The organism is Halalkalibacter flavus (assembly GCF_036663575.1).
Lineage (GTDB): Bacteria > Bacillota > Bacilli > Bacillales > Bacillaceae_D > Halalkalibacter > Halalkalibacter flavus.
On record NZ_JAWRVK010000012.1, the window covers coordinates 79,658 to 98,408 of the forward strand.

Here is an 18,751-nt window from a genome sequence, read left to right on the forward strand (position 1 = left end):
GAATGATTCATGACAGTTGGAAGCAAAGTTCAAGGGTTGCTTATCTCATTACAGTCCATTGATGCCACATTGACATCGCTCGCATTGAAAACAAAGGAGCCGAAAGCTCGTGAAGCATTTCACCAAGGTGCTTTAAAAACAAGAACAGTTATTCAAGAAATTAAAAAAAGAAAGGGTCAAATTGAATTTGATGAACCAACTTATCAACAAACATAAAGGAGGAGGTCTAAATGCTAGGATGGGTTGAAGTTGCGCTACGAAGTTTTGTTGGATTTCTATTATTAATTGCCATTGCGCGGCTTTTCGTTCGCAAACCCTTAGGTGAGGCCTCACAGTTAGAATTTGGTTTGATCGCCTCAGTAGCCGTGATCCTAGCTATTGGTTCGATTCAACTAGCCATCCCAATTGGATATTTATTAGTTGCTTTACTAATCTGGGCTGGGGGCGCAATTGGAATCATGCTGCTTAGCGTTAAAAATGCTTCGTTCAGATCGGCTATTTATGGAAAAGGAATCCCGATTATGAAGGATGGCAAGATTCTAGAAGACAATATGAAGAAACAGCACTTATCCACGGATGAATTGTTACGAAAACTAAGAGGGAAACAAGTTTTTCAAGTGGCAGACGTTGAATTTGCTGTATTAGAAGGAAATGGTGAGTTAAATGTTCTTGTAAAAAAAGAACAACAGCCGATTACAGCGAAAATGCTCGATCATCAAGTAGCCCCAATCAAGGAACCAGAAACCGTTATTATGGATGGAAAGGTGTTACATGAACCATTAGCAACAAGAGGGTTAAACCAAGAATGGTTAAAGGCAGAATTAGAAAAAATGAATGCAATAGTTGAGAATGTATTTATGGCTCAAATTGATGAATACGGTCAATTAACAATCGATTTATTTGATGATGTTCTGCAAGTTCCACAGCCCACCGAACTACCTATGTTAGAAGCAAACTTAAAAAGTGTTATAGCTGATTTAGAGACATTTACTCTTGATACGGAAAATCCTCAAGCGAAAAAGAGCTATAATTGGTGTGCGGAACAAATGAAGCAAGTTCATGAGAATGTTTCTCCATTTACAAAAGTGTAAAATAATTTAATGATCTATTTTGTAAGAAAATATTACTATATGGCGAAAACCTTTCGTTTCTATAAATGATTACGAAAGGTTTTTGATTATGCAATTTATTATTCGTTATAAAATAGAAATATTGCTCTATATTTGAATCGCAAACCATTCCTTGAGGGTTAATTTTCTGTCCGTACTAAAAAATTCTTTCAACATTGAGAGTTTATTATGCTTATTTGGGGATAATGAAAATAAAATTAGTCGACTGTTATTGATGTATAATTATATTTTCGAAAGGGGAGGAAGCATTGGAATACATTATTTCATTTACTAAAGCACTAGGTATGTTTGTAATTGGATTAACGGCATTTCGCTTCATGGGAAGTCAAGCAGTTAGCAGATTAACTGATTTTGACCTGGTTGTAGCAATTGCCATAGGTGCGTTAATCGCTAAACCATTGGCAGATCCTGAATTAAATCCATGGATTGCAGCCATAGCTATTTTTGCACTAGTTATAGCTCAAATTGTCATTAGCTGGCTGTCTCTAAAAAGTATCATCTTTGAGAGAATTGTTTCTGGTAAACCTATCAAAGTAATTGAAAATGGTTCATTTGTTATGAATGGGTTACGAAAAGCAAGGGTTAGCAAAAATGAATTAAATGAGGAATTGCGAGTGAAAGGATATAAGTCTGTTTCCGAAGTGCAACAGGTTATTCTAGAACCCAATGGTAAGTTTAGTGTATTTGCTAAACCAAATCAGGACGTGACCAACAAGGAGAATCCTTAAACGTTTAAATTTGCTGATCCTGTATTACCTAGCTTCCTCTTAACAAAAAAAGTCAATGAAATCAGAATTCTATCTGCAGGGCAGATATGTGCCGTATTCTTGTCAAAATTATAATTGGAACATCAAGGAGCTATTATAATGTTATTTGCACTCATTAAAAAAGTACTTCATAAAACAATCAAAATAAAACACTGGAAACTATTATTAATGGGTGTTATTTTTTTTATTTTGAGTTCCTTTATTATTTATCTATTAGAGCCGAATGAATATAAAAATCCATTTAACGGATTTTGGTTTGTAATGACTACTGTATCGCAAGTTGGTTTCGGTGATTATATTCCTAAAACAATCTTAGGAAAACTTTATACTGTTATATTGTACCTTTTTGGGGTAGGTTTTTTTGCTATTATTATTACTAAGTGGGTTGACTTAGTAAATAACTATGAAGAATCAAAGGAGAAAGAAATAATGGGGTATTCAGGAAAAGATCATATGGTGTTGATAAATTGGTCGCAAAAAGCTAAAGAAACAATTGGTGAGTTGTTAAATCTGCATCAAAATATTGATATTGTATTAATTGATCAATTAAATAATTCACCTATAAATGATCCCAACGTTCACTACGTTAAAGGGAGTGCTACAAAGATTGATACTCTTAAAAGAGCCAATGTGCTTGGTGCTCAATCGGTATGTATTTTTGGACCTGATAATATAATGGATAACATCGCAGCTGATGGAAAGACTTTGTTAATTGCATCTACGATTAAACAATTGGCAAACCAAAAAAAGTCCAACCTATACATTATTGCAGAAATTTCTGATGAAGACCATATTACTAATACGAACCTTGATTGTATAAACGAATTCATTTTATCTAATAAGCCATTTTCTAACTTAATGGCGAAAACAGCCTTACATAAGCAGCATGATATTGTGAGAACGTAAAATTTAAAACTTTTTTACAAGTGCTTTTTTGAACTACCAGCCAAGCCTAGATTTATTTATATGGATAAATTGATAATGAATGGTTATGACTTCTAACATATGCGTAAAAAATAGTATTAAAGCTATAGTATCCATTATGTTCTAATTCTGAAAGTAACCATTCTTCTGTTTTATTTATAAAAGTCAGGCTTTCATATTTCACTTTACCTTCAGCAATAACAGTTATTGGTAACCCTGTATATTCAGGATTTAAGTCTAAGTCTCTCGGAGTTAGATAACGTAAATTATTTTTAGGAATAACACTTATATGACCATTTGGTTCTAAAATAGCATATTCAATTTCTTCAATTACTGGGTATCCAAATGTACGAATCGTTGATAATAGTTCCGTTATAGAATAGCGAACTTTTTTCAAATTCTTTTGAACAATTTCACCATTTTTAATTAATATGGTTGGTTCGCCAATAGTGAAACGACTAAGTCCTTCGTAGAGGCTTAATTTAGATAATGTAAGATAAAGAGATCCAATCAAGGTAATACATATTATCGCATGAAAGAAGCTTTGAACCTTGATGGCTCCCAATGCTGCATAAGATAGAAAAATAACTGTTACTAAATCATAGGCTGTCCACTGTGATAATAGTCCTTTGCCAAGTAGACGCATAACAATAAAAACTAAAAGAAATAATCCAGCCAATTTTAAAGTCTCAAGTACCATTAGATCAAACCTTTTTGTAATCTTTAATTACTATTATGTTCTTTTGCAGCACACATTATTTAAAGTTTGTATAGAAACGATTTTTCAAACCATATTAAGCTTGTACCATCATTAATTTATACTTAGGGGGCAAAATGAAATGACTGTTCAAACGCAGATTCAACAAGCTTTAGCTTCTGCCCAAAGTGTTGAAGCAAGCTTGACACAGTTCAGCTTGGAAACGGAAAATCAGCAAGCAAAACAATTGTTCAAACAGCTAGCCCAGCAACAAAAAAACATTGTACAACAATTAGAAACTCGCTATGATCAAGTCCTTCAAGAAGAACCGCAATTTAACCAAAATCAATAAAATGAAGATAAGTATAAGAAAAGCGACAGGTACCTTCTGTGGCTTTTCTTATAGTTTACTTTACTGGTTATTTAGCAGCCTATACGAAAGGAACGTATAAATCAAAAAAATATATACATCAAAGAGGTAGACAATACTCCACATGTAACTAATGATATTGAAAACTGGACTATGAAACAATCCTTGGTGCGGGTGTTGAAGCCATTCATTAAAATAAAACAATTGATAGGCAGGTAAACTATTTGATGTGTTGATATCTATGGCGAACCACGCAATGTGTATAGCAATAAAAGCAATGGTATGTATGAAAAATAACTGTCGCCGAAACTTTATATAGGGCCTGAGGTGATCGATTTTTTCAACTGTATTAAGTAACTTACGATGTTTTTCAAATTTGTTTTGTATATATTGATCCATGCGTTTAAAATCTGCGCTTCCTAAAGTGCTTGCATAAATAATAAAAAGTATAATAACGATTTGAAAAAAAGAAACTTTGCCTGTGAAATAGTAGTTAATGCCAGCTAATAAGCCTTGAAAAAGAGTACATAGGATAATGAGTGTCAAACACCACTGACTAACACGATCTAATTTCAACCTGTAACGACAAATAAAAAACAATAGTGCCGCTAACCAAGTAAGCCCTTCTGAAAGAATAAATAAAATCCACCCATTTTCATATAGGAAAGGCACTTTATTCCCCCCTAATGCCTGTCTAAGTTTATCTACCTATATGATCAAAAAGGCAACATTATTCTGGAAAATTAGTTTAGTTTTATGTCAACAAAGCTCACATGAATTTTGGCTATCAAAAACACAAAGGCATAGGTAAAGGCCTAATCTCCATAGTAAATAAAATGATCATAGGAGGAAAATATATAGTCATGGCTCGAGAAGGAGGAGATAAAAGTGACAGTAGGAACACAGGTTAGACAAGCATTAGCCAATGCCAAAAGTGTACAAGCAAATTTTGAAACATTTGCACTTCAAACGAAAGATGAAATGGCCAAAGAAAAGTATGCCAAAGCTGCGACACAGATTCAAGAAATTATTGATGGACTTGAAACACGGATGGAGCAAATTGAGCAGGAAGAACCAAGTTTTAAAATGGATTCAGAAGTTTGAAGTTACTAGCATTAAATGTAGGGCTAACTCAAGGTTTTGAGCTGGCCCTGGGTCCTTTTTACATGTTATAGATAAAATTCATCCGATAGTGAATTTGTCTTAACCGTATTAAGCTCTCTACTTGATCCTCATCTTTCACATTTTCTTTCAACAATTCAACTTCTAATTCAATGTCTTTATAATCATCTAGTGCAGCTAAAAGCTGTACCTTCCATTTTCGCTTTGAATATGTATTTTCGAATTCTCTAATGTTTTCGAGGGCATTGTCCCATTCTTCTTTTTCAATCAAATGCTGTAGCTCTGAAATTTTGATGAATAATAATTCATCTTTTTCCGTTTTAACAAAATCCCCAACATTACAGCCTGAAATCGTCATGAAAACCAGACATAGTCCCAATATAAAAGTGATTCTTTTACCCATATTAGTTCTCCTTATATCTATAGTATGCTTACTCTTACTTTACCCAATAATAAAAAAAGTACGCTTTCCTTAGAATAAGAGGTGGGATAATGACAGAGTTAGAAACGGTTTTAATTAGAGGTGTTACCGGTATTCTTTTTATGCTTTTTTTAGCTAGGTTGATGGGAAAGAAACATCTCAGAGACATGACATTTTATGAATATATAGTAGGGATTTCAATCGGGAGTATTTCGGCGGAATTAACGTTTGGAACTGAGGTGAGAATGTCTAACTTCCTTCTTGGAATGCTAATCTGGGCTATCATTCCAATTGTAATTTCTAAGATTGAATTGAAGTCATTTCGCTTTCGGACAGTAACGGAAGGTCATCCCACCATTTTAATTAAAAACGGAAAAATCCTTGAAGAAAATCTAAAAAAAGAGAATTTAACGGTAGATGAAATGATGATTAGTCTACGTCAAAAAGATTTCTTTAAACTTTCCGATATTGAAACAGCTGTTATGGAGAAAAATGGACAAATAAGTGTTATGAAAAAAAGCGAGTTGCAGCCATTAACTCCAAAGGATATCGGAAAAGTTGTTGAACGGGAACGTGAACCGCGAATTGTCATAATAGATGGGAATGTGATGGAAAGAAGTTTAAGTGAATATGGTTATACGAAAGAATGGCTGCTTGGTGAAATAATGAAACAGGGAGCAAAGAGTTTTTCTGATGTATTCGTTGCTCAAATTGATTCGATGGGAAATGTGTATATTGACTTGTATAACGATACAATAAAAATGCCACAAATCAAACAAAAGCTATTAGTAGCAGCAAATATTAAGCAGCTTCAAGCTAATTTAGTTAACTTTTCGTTGCAAACAGAAAATGCAACTGCAAAGGAAATGTACAAAGGGTATGCTAAACAAATGGATAAATTGTTAGACGATATGAGTGGATATTTAAAAGAGTAAAGGACAATAAAAAAGATGTTCCCAGGGGTGGGAACATCTATAAATCGAAGAATTTCAGTGCTGAATTCGTTGATACTTGTCGTCTTTATTTGTGTATGAAAGGTGCAGTTCTCCTTCATTATTTATTGTACACAGAAAAATACTTTCAGTTCTTGCAATTCCCTCGTTATGCAAACGCAACCGAATGGATTCTTTTGTTACACCGAGTTCTGTTAAAATTTCTTCTTGAAAATTCCCTTCAATAATAATGGGATAGGAAATTCCACTACTCTTCTTTTTAATCCCTAAATCTTCAATGCTTGGAGAGGAGCTCTCAGGCTTCTTTTGGACACTAAGCTCCCCATTAGCTTCAATAACACCAATCTTAACCTCATTAATATCAAAAACATCTTTCTGACGGAGTAGCTGGAATATATTGTCGATAGAATACTGAATCGATTGTAAATTATGGACTAATAACTGTCCATCTCGTATGACTACCGTTGGCTCAAATGTGATAAACTTCCCGAATTTTCGTTTTTTTATGGATAGTTTTGCGATCGCTTTTTGGAAAAAACCAATAACGACGATCGCAAAAGCTGTATGAATATGACTGACAGAAGGATCAGCTAAATCCGCGCCTGTAACACTTGCAAGCGTAACAAAAATGAGAAAATCAAAGATAGGTACTTCCCCAATAGACCTTTTTCCCATGAATAAAGTCATTGCTAGCAATAACGGGAAAATAGTTAAGATACGACCAAAAATATTAGCAAGTTCTAATAACATATTTTACTCGTCCTTCTCATTTAGATAGTCTTATTCATTATTTCCTAATCTTATAAAGATAAACAAGTTCGTTTATGATTCCGAAGGTCATTGTCATATCATTGGTTGTCCTGCATAGACTTGGCTAATAAGAGATGAAAAAAGACAGGCACGTAATGTGTCTCATCAGGAGATAACATTATAATGACAGGACGGGGATCAGAAAATGGGAAAAAAACTTGGACTTATCGTCATTGCTATCTTATTGGTTATTCCAATTTTGCCACTTCATGCAAACGCAGAGCAACGTAATTTCTCGGTTTCTGCACAGGCTGCTGTCCTAATTGAGCAGGAATCGGGACGAGTTTTATATGGGAAAAACGAACATGAGCCACTTAGAATTGCAAGTATTACAAAGATCATGACTGCTATCCTTGCGATTGAATCAGGAAAAATGGAAGAGATGGTAAAAGTATCTTCCCGTGCAGAAGGAACAGAAGGATCTTCTATTTATTTACGCGCAGGAGAAGAGATTAAACTGAAGGATCTCGTTTATGGACTCATGCTTCGTAGCGGCAACGATTCAGCAGTGGCAATCGCCGAACATGTTGGTGGTAGCCTTGAAGGGTTTGTTTATTTAATGAACGAAAAAGCTGGGCAGTTAGGAATGAATAATACGATGTTTCAAAATCCACATGGCCTTGATGACCATGAAGATCACTATTCTTCTGCCTATGATATGGGATTGCTGACACAATATGCAATGGACAATCAAATGTATCGTGACATTTCCTCAACGAAAAATTACCGTTCAGAAGGAGAGCAAATCCGTGTTTGGCACAATAAGAATAGACTCTTAACCGAACTTTACAAATACTCAACAGGGGGAAAAACCGGTTATACAAAACGAGCAAAGCGTACTCTTGTATCAACAGCGGAGAAAGATGATGAGAAATTGATCGCTGTAACATTAAATGCACCTAGTGATTGGCATGATCATATGAACTTATTCAACTGGGCGTTTGAAACCTATGACTTAGAAGTGTTAGTAGAAGAAGGAATTCAAGAAGGTATTGAGGATGAATTTTATAAGGATCATGTATCTGCACCTTACTCATTTAAATATCCATTGTCACAATCTGAACAAGAAGCCCTCTCTAAAGAGGTAACTCTTTATAAACCACCTAGTGAGGAACGAAAGAATAACTACATTCCACCACAACCTGTGGGCAAGGTAGAATTATTTATTAATAACAAAGAAATTGGGCAGGTCCCATTGTTATACGACCCTCCCGAAATAGAAGAAAAGAAAGGATTTTGGACCCGCTTTCTCGATCTTTTTTCTTTAACCATTGGGGTGAGAAGTAGTGATTAATAAAATTTGGGTAGCGATGCTTGTCATTGGAATTGCCTTTGGGGCAGTAAATGGTCGAATGGAAGAAGTGAATGAAGCCATTTTTGCTGGGGCGAAGGATGCTGTGACCATTTGTCTTGGTTTGATTAGCATCCTCGTCTTCTGGCTTGGTTTAATGAGGATTGCACAAGAAGGAGGACTTTTAAAAGTTCTTGCTAAGCTTATGCGTCCAATTGCTACTAGAATATTCCCTGAAGTTCCGGCCAACCATCCGGCCATGGGTTATATTTTATCGAATATGACAGCTAACCTTTTTGGGTTGGGAAATGCCGCAACTCCTATGGGGATTAAAGCGATGCAGCAGCTAAAAGAATTAAATGGGGGACGAGACTCAGCTAGTCGATCGATGATTACGTTACTTGCAATTAATACGGCTAGTATTACATTAATTCCAACAACGGTGATTTCCATTAGAATGAGTTATGGGTCTGTATCACCAACAGAAATTGTCGGGACGACTCTAGTAGCAACGACTTGTTCGACAATTGGTGCGATATTAATCGATCGGTATTTTTATTTTAGGCGAGTGAGGAAGGGGCGTGTCTAGATGGAATGGATCACAGTCATTTCGATTTGGTTTATTCCTGTCTTAATCGCGTTTGTCCTTATGTATGGAACGTACAAGCAGGTACCAACATATGAAACATTTGTTGAAGGAGCAAAAGAAGGTTTTGGGATGGCGATCTCTATCATTCCCTATCTAGTAGGGATGCTCGTGGCTATATCTGTTTTTCGGGCCTCAGGTGCAATGGACTTTATTATCGAATTGATGAAGCCTGCCCTTCAGGCCATTGGTGTCCCTTCAGAAATCGTTCCACTGGCAATGATTCGACCGATTTCTGGAACGGGTGCTTTAGGGATGACATCTGATTTAATTGCTACTTATGGACCAGATTCTTTTATAGGAAGACTTGCATCAACAATGCAAGGTAGTACAGATACGACATTTTATGTGTTAACAGTTTATTTTGGAGCAGTTGGAATTAAAAAGATGGGAGATGCATTGAAGGTAGGTTTGTTAGCTGATATTGTTGGGATCATTGCTTCTATTCTTATTGTAACGTACGTGTTTGGAGTGTAATAATATTTGAAATTAAAATACGATATAATGCTTTGCTTCTTAGTTGAAGTGAAGCATTTTTTTGTGAGATGAGTTTATAGAACGGTGGGATGGTTTTAAACATAATAACAAAAGCTAAAAGGTAAAGTTAGACCCTGTTCTTTACATAAATAAGGGTAAACTAAGGGGGTAAACTAAGGGGGCATTCTAGTTGGATTTACATTTTATTTGGAAAGCAATTGTTATTGTTTTTGGCGGAGTATTAATATTACGTTTAGCGGGCAGAAAGTCGATCTCTCAATTGACGGTCGCACAAACGGTCATGATGGTAGCAGTAGGCTCATTAATTATTCAGCCTGTAGGTGATAGGAATATATGGATTACTATGCTAATTACATTATTACTTGTCCTAACGCTTCTTTTCATCGAATATATCGTGTTGAAATTTGATGTTCTTGAGTGCTTTTTTTATAGCAAATCGGTTATTGTCGTAGAGGACGGAAAATTAAACGAAGAAAACCTAAAAAAACTAAGGTTAACTGTTGATATGCTTGAGGTTAGAATGAGACAGCTGGGAATCCAGAAAATAAGTGACCTTCAGTGGGCAACAATTGAATCAAATGGTCAATTAGGATATATGCTAAAACCTGAAAAGCAATATGCTACTAAAGAGGATATTCAAATGCTACTATCTCTACTTCAAACGAACATGCCTAATTCAGCTATACAAACGCCAATCACCCAATCAAGTGAACCGCCGAACTTATTTACGGAAGTGAAAAATAAAGAACATAAAATTGAACATCCAAAGCATTTGAAATGAGGGGAGAACGTATGAATGTAGTACTAAAGTCTAAAACGTTGATTTTAACCCTTTCAAAATGGATCGTTTTAGGGGCTGTCATTGGGATAATCATAGGATCGACAACGGCTATTCTTTTACATACAAATGATTTACTGGGAGATACAAGAGAAAAAAATTCATGGCTTATTTTTTTCCTCCCTTTAGGTGGGCTAGTTCTGGGTTATATCTATATGAACTACGGCAGGAAAGCTGGGAAGGATTTATATAAAGGAAATAATCTCGTAATAGAAGGGGTTCATGGAAAAACGAAGATGTTACGAAGGTTAGGTCCTCTCGTTTATTTGGGAACATTTATTACAATTTTATTTGGGGGATCGACTGGAAGAGAAGGGGCTGCCATCCAAATGGGGGGGAGTGCAGCTGAAGCAATAAATCGCTTCTTCAGAGTAAATCTAATTGATACAAAAATTTTGTTGATGAGCGGAATTAGTGCTGGCTTTGGGGCAGCTTTTGGAGCTCCAATAACAGGAGCAATCTTTGGAATGGAAATGACCACTTTAGGAAAAATGAAATATGATGCAGTTGTACCTTGTCTTGTAGCAAGTTTTGTCGGTCATTATATAACTGAAAAAGCTTGGGGAGTAGAGCATGAATCATTCATTATACAAACAGTTCCAGAGCACTCCGTATTTTCATTTAGTAAAGTAATATTATTAGCCATTATTTTTAGTCTTCTAAGTGTTCTATACTGTCAATTGAGGCACGGGATTCATAAAGTTTCTGAAAAATACACAAAGAAAAACCATATGGTAAGAGCGTGTGTAGGGGGAATTATTATTGTAGTGTTAACTATAATATTAGGTACAGTAGACTACAACGGACGTGGATTAGATATGTTGGAACAATCTTTTAAAGAAGAAGTCCCTCCTTTTGCCTTTCTAGCTAAACTCGTATTTACTGCAGTTACATTAGGAACCGGCTTTGTCGGAGGAGAAGCAATCCCTTTATTCTTTATGGGGGCAACTTTAGGAAATGCCCTTTACGGTCTTTTTGATTTGCCACTTTCTTTCCTTGCTGGAATTGGTATGATTGCTACATTTGCTGGAGGAGCTAATACTCCCATTGCAGCGTTTTTGTTGGCTGTTGAGTTGTTTGATGGAAAAGGAATAGAGTATTTTTTTCTTGCTTGTCTAACAAGTTATATTGTTTCGGGGCATCATGGACTTTGGCCTTCTCAAACTATATATGAGCCAAAAAGCAGATTGTTTAGTATTCCAACGGGAGAGTCGATTAATAATATTGAACAAAATAAAAAATCATAGACTCTTTTTTTATTTGTTTGAATAATGTTGCAGTAGCGTTTCTCCTTTTTGAATGGGTGCCTCTTAGTAAAATTCAAATATTATGGAGGCCTCTAAATCTGAATTAGTGAAGGGGAGCAACTCTAGTGCTTATTAGAGTTGAAAATCTTGCTTTGACTAGTAATCTATGGTAAAAATTTCATTAAGAGAAAGACAAGAACGTATTAAGTAAAGGAGGAGAACCAACATGAACAAATGGGGGCTATTCATTGGTGGTGAATGGGTTTCACTCAATGAGCAAATAGATGTAATAAATCCATCTACAGGTGAGTTAGTTGGGAAAGTACCTAAAGGGGGAGCTTTAGAAGCAGAACGTGCCGTTGATGCGGCTCACGAAGTCTTTTCAAAATGGTCTACTCTAACCGCGAATGAACGTAGTGAATTGATGATGAACTGGCATCAATTAATTAAAGAGGAAACAGAAGAGATTGCCAAGTTAATGACAGCGGAACAAGGAAAACCCTTAAAGGAAGCAATCGGAGAAGTAGGGTATGCCAATAGCTTTCTATCTTGGTATGCAGAAGAAGGAAAACGAATTTACGGAGAAACGATTCCAGCTTCGGCTTCGAATAAACGACTTTTTGTTCATAGACAACCTGTTGGTGTTATTGCTGCGATTACACCATGGAACTTTCCGGCTGCTATGATTACAAGAAAAATAGCACCGGCACTTGCTTCTGGTTGTACGGCTGTGATTAAGCCAGCGGAACAAACGCCTCTAACGGCTTTATATTTAGCTAAACTTGCTGAGAAGGCTGGAATTCCTGCGGGTGTAATTAATGTAGTTATTGGTGACCCGAAAGAAATTGGCCAAACATGGATGAGTGATGAGCGTGTTAGAAAAGTGACGTTCACTGGTTCAACTGAAGTCGGTAAGCTTCTGATGAGACAAGCGGCTGATACAGTAAAGAAATTATCTCTAGAATTAGGTGGACATGCGCCATTTATTGTTATGAATGATGCTGATTTGGATTTAGCAGCAGAAGGGGCAATTTCTTCAAAGTTCCGTAATGCTGGGCAAACCTGTGTATGCGCTAACAGAATCTATGTACATGAAGATGTTGTTAAACCATTTTTAGCAAAGTTTATTGATAAAGTGAGAAATTTATCGGTCGGCGATGGTTTGCAAGATGGAAATGACATCGGCCCGCTAATTAATGAGGATGCGGTTGCGAAAGTCGTTGCGCAGGTTCAGGATGCAAAAGATAAAGGGGCTCAAGTATTAATTGGTGGAGAGACGATTGCTGGATTGTTTTATGAGCCAACGGTTATTGCTGGGGCGACTGATGAAATGATTTGTATGATGGAAGAAACATTTGGCCCAGTGGCACCAGTTTCTACTTTTTCCACAATTGATGAAGTGATAGAGCGTGCCAATGATTCTCGTTTCGGTTTAGCAGCTTACCTTTATACACAAAATCTATCGAATGCGATTCGAATGAGTGAGGCGCTTCAATATGGAATTGTAGGTGTCAATGATGCTCTTCCTTCAGTTGCTCAAGCTCCATTTGGAGGCTTTAAGGAAAGTGGATTAGGGAGAGAAGGAGGACATCACGGTATAGAAGAGTTTCTAGAGACGAAGTATATTTCAATGAGAATTTAAACATAATGGTGTGATAGGAGCAACGAACGCTATGGAGAGCTGTCAAATCTCCATAGCGTTTTCTATTTATATAATAGGTTGAAATTTCTTTCGCTTGAGAATTAATTATTGGAAGAGTATGATGGTACATGAGGTGAACGAGATGGAACGGTTACAGAAAGTAATTGCCCAAGCTGGAATAACATCACGGCGTAAGGCAGAACAATTAATCATTGATGGAAAAGTAAGAGTAAACGGCAAAGTAGTACGTGAGTTAGGAGTAAAAGTAACGCCGAACAAAGATGAAATCGAAGTAGAAGGTGTTCCAATTGATAAAGAGGAACCAGTATATTTTCTTTTGTATAAACCAAGTGGTGTTATATCGAGTGTGAAAGATGAAAAAGGTCGTAAAACAGTAACGGACTTTCTTGAAATCGAACAACGTGTGTTTCCAGTTGGGAGACTTGATTATGATACATCTGGCTTGATTTTGCTGACGAATGATGGGGACTTTGCTAATTTGCTTATGCATCCTAAATTTAAAATGGAAAAAGTATATGTAGCGAAAGTAAAAGGTATCCCATCGAGAGAAAAGTTAAAACAACTACAAAATGGTATCATGCTTGAAGATGGAAAAACAGCCCCTGCGAAAGTGAAAATGATGTCAATAGATAAGAAGAAACAAACAGCCATTATTCGATTGACAATTCATGAAGGGAGAAATCGCCAAGTACGTCGTATGTTTGATGCGATTGAACACCCTGTAATGAAATTAAAGCGTGAGCAGTATAGCTTTTTAGACTTAAGGGGGATGAACCCTGGCGATGTTCGACCACTTAAACCTATTGAAGTCAAGCATTTACGTGAATTAGCTGTCACGAAACCGTCATAAAGCTCCCATAGTTACATACAGTTTCTAACGTTATAATAGAGGAAATAGCGTATGGTGTTTTTGGAAAGGGGGATTTGTTGTTGAAACAAAAAAGATTAATAATGAGATCGAGTATTTTGGCGATTATTGCGTTAGCGCTTGCCTATACATTTTACTCCAACTTTATGGCAGATCGGAGTGTGGCTAAAGCTGGGGATTTGTCTGTTAATTTTGTATTGCATGACTTAGAAGGTGAACGTATTGAACTCGAGGAATTTAAAGGAAAAGGTGTCTTCTTAAATTTTTGGGGAACGTATTGTCCTCCGTGTGTAAAAGAAATGCCGATTATGGAAGAGCTATACGCTGAATATAAAGAGAAAGGCGTCGAAATTATTGCCGTTAATGCCAATGAGCCTAAACTTACGGTTGAACGATTTGCAAATCGTCACGGCTTAACATTTCCAATTGCAATCGATAATGGATTAAATGTCATTGAAGCATATGGAATTAGGCCGTTGCCAACAACTGTATTGATCGATGAACATGGAGTGATTGTACGAGTGTTCACAGGTGGTATGACAGAGCAAATGGTGCGAGATTTCATGGAAGAGATTAAGCCTGGAACATAATTGAGGTGTGGGGAAATGAGTAATTTAACGTGTGAGTGCGGCCACGTAAACCCACGTGGAACGATTGTTTGTGAATCGTGTGGGAAGCCGCTTGGAACGAATGACAAACAAGAAAAGCTACTAGATATGAAATATGAAGGCGTGGCTAGAAGGTCTCAAACGTACACAACAACCTTTATAGATAAAGTTTGGATGTTTTTCTCTTCTGTAAAAGTAGGAATATGGATTATTGTCATCACTCTTCTTGCTTCAGCATTAGGGACAATCTATCCGCAAGAAATGTACATCCCGCCTTCTGTTAGACCTGAAGATTATTATGCAGCGGAATACGGATTTACGGGCCAATTGTATTATCAATTAGGCTTTCACAATTTATATAGTTCATGGTGGTACATGCTTCTAATTGCTAGTTTAGGGGTATCCATTTTAATTGCTAGTATTGATCGTTTTTTTCCGTTATACCGTGCGTTAAAAACGCAAAGGGTAACAAGGCATGCGAATTTTTTAAAAAGACAACGTGTGTTTGGGACGTCTGAAGTAAAAGACATTGATGAGTCGTTTGATGTCGTAAAAAAGAAGTTAAAAGAGAAAAAGTATAGCATCTCTGAAGAAAACGGGAATCTAGTTGCAGAAAAGGGAAGGTTTGCGCGCTGGGGGCCATATATTAACCACATTGGTTTGATCATCTTTTTGATTGGTTGTATGCTGCGCTATTTTCCTGGTATGTACGTTGATGAGCATATGTGGATTCGAGAAGGAGAAACCACGGTCGTTCCAACTACAGGCGGGCAGTACCATATTGGGAATGAAGAGTTTATTATAGAACTTTACGATGAAGATGATTATGTATTCGGAGAGGCGATGCAAAGAGCTGGAGGACCGATTGTTCGAACGTATCAAACTAACGCTGTTTTATACGAGAGAGAAAATACAGGAGCAGTTGGTTCTGAAGGAGATTTAGTAGAAATAGATCGAGCGGAAATACGAGTAAATGAGCCTATGAAGTTTGATGATTTTGCCCTCTATCAAGTTGATTACAAGCTTCATGAATTAAACAGTATGAGTTTTGTACTTGAGGACAAAGAAACCGGTGAAACGTTTGGTCAAATTGATATAGATTTATTTAATCCAGAGTCCGTTTATGATCTTGGTGAGGGGTATAGAATTGAAATAAGAGAGTATTTTCCAGACTTCGTGATGTCTAGCTCCAATGTCCCTTCAACTCGCTCGCAAATTCCAGATAATCCAGTGTTTATATTTGAGATGTTTACACCTGATACCCCAGAGGGAGAAGTTAGTTTTGTTGGAATTCGGACAAACCTTGAACCGATGGGGGAAAATGATTTCAAGATGACCTTTGTAGATGTAGAAACAAAGCATGTCTCTGCTCTAATTGTCCGGAAGGATTATACGCTCCCTATCTTGATTATCGGTGGATTTATCTTTATGATTGGTCTTGTTCAAGGTTCTTACTGGGCACACCGTCGAATTTGGTTCCAACGAATAGATGGAAAGGTTTGGATAGCTGGTCATACGAATAAAAACTATCTTGCACTAAGAAAAGAAATTGATTACGTAATCTCTGATACATCCTTATCTGCTCCGGTCGATCAGGTGGAAGAAGAAGAAGTAAACAACAAAAGTTAAATTAAAATATTTTAGGTTTTAGGAAAGGGATTGGGAATGGAGACATTCCTAGCCCTTTTTGTGAGGAGGATACATCAAATGGCAGCAATTAGTTCAAATTTCCTACTTTTTGCCTTTTTCGTCTATCTATTAGCGACGATTGCGTTTACTGTCTCTATTACAGGGAAGAAATGGCGTGACAAACAAGGGGAAATGACCGGAAACAGGTGGGGTTTTTTCGGCTTCCTATTGTCAATTTTAGGTTCTTTATTATCAATTGCGTATTTTATCACACGCTGGATTCATTCAGGACATGCTCCAGTTAGTAATATGTTTGAGTATATGACATTCCTTGGAATCGCGATTGGCTTTGCATTTGTTATTATTTATGCTATTTATCGCTCTAATTATCTTGGGTTGTTTACAATGCCAATTGTTATGCTCATTATTGCATATGGCTCAATGTTTCCTGGTGAAGTGGCCCCGCTTATTCCTGCCCTTCAAAGTATTTGGCTGAAAATTCATGTTATTACAACCGCAATTGGTCAAGGGATCCTTGCTATAGGTTTTGTAGCAGGCCTTATTTACCTTATTCGGACGATAGATTTTACTGAAGCAAATAAACAAACTCGATCATTGGAATTTGTTTTGTATGCCATTTTAAGTTTAGTTGGTTTTATTTTAATGGGTTCTATTTTTAATGCAATGAATTATGAAGCGAATTTTGCATACATCAATGAAAATGGAATGGAAGCAGAAATGACGTATACTCTCCCAGCCTTAGTTGGTCCGAATGAGGGGCAACTTTTAACGGAAGGAGTTATGTCACCAATTGTTCACGCTCCGGCCATTATTGTAGCTAATGACTTAAATACAGTTATTTGGTCTCTATTCTCAGGCTTTGTCCTGTATTGGGTGTTAAGGTTCGTTTTACGGAAACGAATTGGTGCAGCAATCCAACCGATATTAAAGGGAGTTAGCCCTCAAGCAGTTGATGAAGTAAGTTATCGTGCCATTGCAATTGGCTTCCCGATATTTACCCTAGGTGGACTAATCTTCGCCATGATTTGGGCCCAAATTGCTTGGACACGCTTCTGGGGGTGGGATCCGAAAGAAGTGTGGGCACTCATTACATTTCTTTTCTATGCTGCCTATTTACATTTACGGTTATCAAAAGGATGGCATGGAGAGAAATCAGCTTGGCTATGTGTAATTGGGTTCGCCATTATTATGTTTAACTTAGTGTTTGTTAACCTTGTTATCGCAGGTTTGCACTCATACGCCTTATAACATAAGAAAAGTCCTCACTAGTTGAATTACCTACGAAAAGGCTTCGATCGACCTTTTTCTGTACCTCAATGAACAAGGCGTGGCTCTGACGTTGCTTGCCTGCTATGAGACCTCAATCATAGCAGGCTTTTAATAAAGTAAAGTTACTTATTGCACCTTCCTTGAAGCCCTTAGAAAAAGTTTAGGTTGACTTTTTAAGAAGGAATGTAGATGCGTGGTTTTCCTTTCATCTTGTTATACATGATAAAATTGATAAATACAGCTCGATAGGAGGAGGAATTAGATATGGAAAAAGAAGCACGAATTTTAGTAGTGGACGATGAGGATCGAATTCGCAGATTGTTAAAGATGTATCTAGAGCGTGAAAACTATGAAGTAGAAGAAGCAGAGAATGGTGAGCAAGCATTAGAATTGGCTCTTGGTGAGGAGTACGACTTAATCCTTCTAGATATTATGATGCCTGGAATGGATGGAATAGAAGTTTGCCAAGAACTGAGGAAAACAAAGGCTACACCAGTGATGATGCTGACTGCAAAAGGGGAGGAAGCAAACCGAGTGCAAGGATTTGAAGTAGGGACAGATGATTACATTGTTAAGCCATTTAGCCCTCGCGAGGTCATCTTGCGAGTAAAGGCATTATTAAGACGGTCTTCTTCAACTAAATTTTTGCAAACGGACACACAAGCAAAAGATGTATTGGTTTTTCAACATTTAATGATTGATAATGACGCACATCGAGTGACAGTGTCAGATGAAGAAATTAGCCTGACTCCGAAAGAATATGAACTGCTTCATTATTTGGCTCAGTCGCCTGATAAAGTGTTTTCTAGAGAGCAGTTATTAAAAGATGTATGGAATTACGACTTCTTTGGAGATCTACGTACGGTTGATACGCATATTAAACGGTTACGTGAAAAATTAAATAAAATTTCACCTGAAGCTGCTTCAATGATTTCCACTGTATGGGGGATCGGTTATAAATTTGAGGCTGTGAAGTAAG

22 protein-coding genes are annotated in these 18,751 nt (G+C 36.8%); 18 read left to right on the plus strand and 4 right to left on the minus strand.

Features of this window, described 5'->3' with window-relative positions; translation table 11 throughout:
* The first annotated feature begins 9 nt into the window (after positions 1-9).
* The 4 genes from SAY88_RS10260 to SAY88_RS10275 all read left to right on the plus strand — a co-directional run bounded on the left by SAY88_RS10260 (position 10) and on the right by SAY88_RS10275 (position 2,803).
* Positions 10-216, plus strand: a complete 207-nt coding sequence (locus SAY88_RS10260) for a DUF1657 domain-containing protein (RefSeq protein ID WP_034631763.1) — start codon at positions 10-12, stop codon at positions 214-216.
* 14 nt (positions 217-230) lie between these two features.
* A complete protein-coding gene (locus SAY88_RS10265; RefSeq protein ID WP_332631581.1) occupies positions 231-1,091 on the plus strand; it encodes a DUF421 domain-containing protein in 861 nt (286 codons plus the stop codon).
* Between the two features lie 287 nt (positions 1,092-1,378).
* A complete protein-coding gene (locus SAY88_RS10270) occupies positions 1,379-1,858 on the plus strand; it encodes a DUF421 domain-containing protein (protein ID WP_332631582.1) in 480 nt (159 codons plus the stop codon).
* 138 nt (positions 1,859-1,996) lie between these two features.
* Positions 1,997-2,803 carry a potassium channel family protein gene (locus tag SAY88_RS10275; RefSeq protein ID WP_332631583.1) on the plus strand — a complete coding sequence of 269 codons (807 nt, stop codon included), beginning with the start codon at positions 1,997-1,999 and terminating at the stop codon, positions 2,801-2,803.
* A 52-nt stretch (positions 2,804-2,855) separates the two neighbouring features.
* Here the strand turns inward: SAY88_RS10275 and SAY88_RS10280 are convergent, their stop codons facing one another.
* On the minus strand, positions 2,856-3,521 hold the full coding sequence (locus SAY88_RS10280) for a DUF421 domain-containing protein (protein WP_332631584.1): 666 nt from the start codon (positions 3,519-3,521) through the stop codon (positions 2,856-2,858).
* A 139-nt stretch (positions 3,522-3,660) separates the two neighbouring features.
* Between SAY88_RS10280 and SAY88_RS10285 the strand changes: the two genes are divergently transcribed.
* Positions 3,661-3,870, plus strand: a complete 210-nt coding sequence (locus tag SAY88_RS10285) for a DUF1657 domain-containing protein (protein ID WP_332631585.1) — start codon at positions 3,661-3,663, stop codon at positions 3,868-3,870.
* 60 nt (positions 3,871-3,930) lie between these two features.
* Here SAY88_RS10285 and SAY88_RS10290 read toward each other — a convergent pair whose 3' ends face one another.
* Positions 3,931-4,560 (minus strand): hypothetical protein, encoded by a 630-nt coding sequence (locus SAY88_RS10290; RefSeq protein WP_332631586.1) that lies wholly within the window; start codon positions 4,558-4,560, stop codon positions 3,931-3,933.
* 216 nt (positions 4,561-4,776) lie between these two features.
* On the opposite strand from SAY88_RS10290, the gene SAY88_RS10295 reads away from it, so the two are divergent.
* Positions 4,777-4,992 (plus strand): DUF1657 domain-containing protein, encoded by a 216-nt coding sequence (locus SAY88_RS10295; protein WP_332631587.1) that lies wholly within the window; start codon positions 4,777-4,779, stop codon positions 4,990-4,992.
* Between the two features lie 58 nt (positions 4,993-5,050).
* Here the strand turns inward: SAY88_RS10295 and SAY88_RS10300 are convergent, their stop codons facing one another.
* Positions 5,051-5,413, minus strand: coding sequence for a DUF4363 family protein (locus tag SAY88_RS10300; RefSeq protein ID WP_332631588.1), 363 nt, complete (start codon positions 5,411-5,413; stop codon positions 5,051-5,053).
* Between the two features lie 89 nt (positions 5,414-5,502).
* Between SAY88_RS10300 and SAY88_RS10305 the strand changes: the two genes are divergently transcribed.
* Entirely contained in the window at positions 5,503-6,366 is an 864-nt protein-coding gene (locus tag SAY88_RS10305; RefSeq protein WP_332631589.1) for a DUF421 domain-containing protein, read from the plus strand.
* 54 nt (positions 6,367-6,420) lie between these two features.
* On the opposite strand, the gene SAY88_RS10310 is transcribed toward SAY88_RS10305, so the two are convergent.
* Positions 6,421-7,134, minus strand: a complete 714-nt coding sequence (locus SAY88_RS10310; protein WP_332631590.1) for a DUF421 domain-containing protein — start codon at positions 7,132-7,134, stop codon at positions 6,421-6,423.
* Positions 7,135-7,339: 205 nt separating this feature from the next.
* Between SAY88_RS10310 and SAY88_RS10315 the strand changes: the two genes are divergently transcribed.
* The 11 genes from SAY88_RS10315 to SAY88_RS10365 all read left to right on the plus strand — a co-directional run bounded on the left by SAY88_RS10315 (position 7,340) and on the right by SAY88_RS10365 (position 18,750).
* Entirely contained in the window at positions 7,340-8,488 is a 1,149-nt protein-coding gene (locus tag SAY88_RS10315) for a D-alanyl-D-alanine carboxypeptidase family protein (protein WP_332631591.1), read from the plus strand.
* Positions 8,481-9,074, plus strand: a complete 594-nt coding sequence (locus SAY88_RS10320) for a nucleoside recognition domain-containing protein (protein ID WP_332631592.1) — start codon at positions 8,481-8,483, stop codon at positions 9,072-9,074. Before SAY88_RS10315 ends, SAY88_RS10320 begins: the two co-directional genes overlap by 8 nt.
* The gene (locus SAY88_RS10325) at positions 9,075-9,608 is read left to right on the plus strand and encodes a spore maturation protein (RefSeq protein WP_332631593.1); all 534 of its coding nucleotides are present in this window, start codon (positions 9,075-9,077) and stop codon (positions 9,606-9,608) included. It begins immediately after the preceding gene.
* Between the two features lie 190 nt (positions 9,609-9,798).
* Positions 9,799-10,410, plus strand: coding sequence for a DUF421 domain-containing protein (locus SAY88_RS10330; protein ID WP_332631594.1), 612 nt, complete (start codon positions 9,799-9,801; stop codon positions 10,408-10,410).
* Between the two features lie 11 nt (positions 10,411-10,421).
* Positions 10,422-11,714 (plus strand): voltage-gated chloride channel family protein, encoded by a 1,293-nt coding sequence (locus SAY88_RS10335; protein ID WP_332631595.1) that lies wholly within the window; start codon positions 10,422-10,424, stop codon positions 11,712-11,714.
* Positions 11,715-11,940: 226 nt separating this feature from the next.
* The gene (locus tag SAY88_RS10340) at positions 11,941-13,356 is read left to right on the plus strand and encodes an NAD-dependent succinate-semialdehyde dehydrogenase (RefSeq protein WP_332631596.1); all 1,416 of its coding nucleotides are present in this window, start codon (positions 11,941-11,943) and stop codon (positions 13,354-13,356) included.
* 142 nt (positions 13,357-13,498) lie between these two features.
* Entirely contained in the window at positions 13,499-14,227 is a 729-nt protein-coding gene (locus SAY88_RS10345) for a pseudouridine synthase (protein WP_332631597.1), read from the plus strand.
* A gap of 80 nt (positions 14,228-14,307) precedes the next feature.
* On the plus strand, positions 14,308-14,835 hold the full coding sequence (gene resA / locus SAY88_RS10350; protein WP_250094788.1) for a thiol-disulfide oxidoreductase ResA: 528 nt from the start codon (positions 14,308-14,310) through the stop codon (positions 14,833-14,835).
* A gap of 15 nt (positions 14,836-14,850) precedes the next feature.
* Positions 14,851-16,482, plus strand: coding sequence for a cytochrome c biogenesis protein ResB (resB, locus tag SAY88_RS10355; protein WP_332631598.1), 1,632 nt, complete (start codon positions 14,851-14,853; stop codon positions 16,480-16,482).
* A gap of 78 nt (positions 16,483-16,560) precedes the next feature.
* A complete protein-coding gene (ccsB, locus tag SAY88_RS10360) occupies positions 16,561-17,751 on the plus strand; it encodes a c-type cytochrome biogenesis protein CcsB (RefSeq protein WP_332631599.1) in 1,191 nt (396 codons plus the stop codon).
* A gap of 285 nt (positions 17,752-18,036) precedes the next feature.
* Positions 18,037-18,750: a response regulator transcription factor gene (locus SAY88_RS10365; RefSeq protein ID WP_250094791.1), complete on the plus strand. Its 714-nt coding sequence runs from the start codon at positions 18,037-18,039 to the stop codon at positions 18,748-18,750.
* The last annotated feature ends 1 nt before the right edge of the window (position 18,751 follow it).